General features: G+C 41.3%; 1 protein-coding gene. It reads right to left on the reverse strand.

Annotation, left to right across the window (positions count from 1 at the left end; genetic code table 11):
- Positions 1 to 16: 16 nt before the first annotated feature.
- Complete coding sequence (gene tnpC, locus LY11_RS26385) at positions 17 to 1,450, reverse strand: IS66 family transposase (RefSeq protein WP_111636561.1); 1,434 nt, start codon at positions 1,448 to 1,450, stop codon at positions 17 to 19.
- Positions 1,451 to 1,658 lie beyond the last annotated feature (208 nt).

Consider the following 1,658-nt stretch of genomic DNA (forward strand, 5'->3'; position numbering starts at 1 on the left):
GGTAACCACTCAGGTTCTATGAAACGGCAATAGTACAGAACGCATTAAGAACGCACTGAGCATTTTTAATGCAGGTGTCAGTAATGGAACGTATGATTGCATAGTTCTGAGCTCCCTTGTTGGATTTAAACATTCCTGAAACTTTTTGTTTTACTTTCACATTTCTAATGGCCTGTTCGGAGGTGTTATTATCTGGAGGGACATCCTGATGGTAAAGAAACGTAAAGAGGTAGTTTCTGTATTTGTTGATCCTTTTTTGGAAAGTCCTAACTTCCACATAGTGTGGTTCTATTTTCTGGTTGATTAATGTATGAAGTATCATTTCCAGTTCTGCTCGGGCATTTATTGGCCCTTGATATTGGTGGGCCTGTATTGATTTTTTCAACTCTAGTGCAGCGCAAAGCATTTGGCTGAACTGTGTGGCCCATATGGATTGGTACTTTTGCTCGAAGAACTTCAACTCTCTTAGCAGGTGTGCCGTACAAATCTGATGGCCTGCGGCAGCTGTATTAAGATGGCTTGGCCAGCAATCATGCACAAGAATGGCCTTTGGGAAGCCCGTAGGGAAATGTACTTCAACAGTTGCTATTCCTCGGTTTGCAGAAGCAATAATATAGGTGGCCAATGCGCTTTGCCATGTCCAAAACCAGTTTAACTTACCATTTTCTTTCATTCCGGTTTCATCAGCACCAATCACATTGGCATTGGAAACCGCATTTTTGATGAGTTCAAATGCAGGCAATGCTTTTTCTGCGAAGCGGTCCAGGATACCACAAACGGTGCCCTGACTAATAGGCATTCCATAAACCGAGTTGAAAAATTCACTAATCCTTGCCAGGGGAACATACTGGCGGGTGTGAAGATAAGCGATCAATGAAGTGGTTTGTGGACCGTAACTAATTGGCGCATTTACCCCAGAAGGAAAAGTACCAGTAGTTTGGTATCCACATAAACAGGTTTTGCGGAATATTCTGTGTTCGGTATACAAAGGTTTGATTACAGGAATGTCAACGATCTGGCGACAACTGGTTAATTCAGCCTGCTGAGTATCCAGATCCAATCCGCAACAGTTACAAAATCCAGGACTGTGATCTACAATATAGTCAGGTGAAGTGCTCATTGTTAAAGTGCTACCTTCATGCCCCTTTTGCCCACCCGAAGACTTTCCACTAGACTTGCGTAAGCTACTTGTTCTTTGAGGCCGATTTTCATCTTTAGAAGGAGCAATAGAGCTGTTGCCGCTGTTCTTTTTAGGGCCCTTTAACAGTCGTATTTCTTCCAAAAGAGCACCTATGGTTTCATTAAGCTGTTTGATAGTGGCATTCTGATTGGAGATCATTTGCTGAAAAGCTGTGTTTTCTGCTGCTCTGGCTGACTCAGAAGCGATACGAGCGGATGATTCCCGTTCGAGCAATTCAACTAATTTCAGAAAGTCGTTATTATCCATCATTGCAGTTTCAGTAAATACAAAAAACCGATTTTAAAGCCGATAAACCTAGAAAAAAAGACCAAAGTTATACAGCAGAATGTGAATAAAACGTCCTGAATTTCTGAAAATTAATCTTGGAAAAAAGGAATCATGTAATCAACTGGAAATACTTTTAATAGGCCATCAATTATACCAATAACTTATAAACCGAGAGAACCTGAGTGGTTAC

The sequence above is a fragment of the Pedobacter cryoconitis genome (assembly GCF_003259615.1).
In the GTDB taxonomy this organism is placed as follows: domain Bacteria; phylum Bacteroidota; class Bacteroidia; order Sphingobacteriales; family Sphingobacteriaceae; genus Pedobacter; species Pedobacter cryoconitis.

Bases quoted from the DNA above. Each gene is read 5' to 3' on its own strand.
- tnpC (WP_111636561.1), bottom strand. From the start codon at position 1,450: ATGATGGATAATAACGACTTTCTGAAATTAGTTGAATTGCTCGAACGG.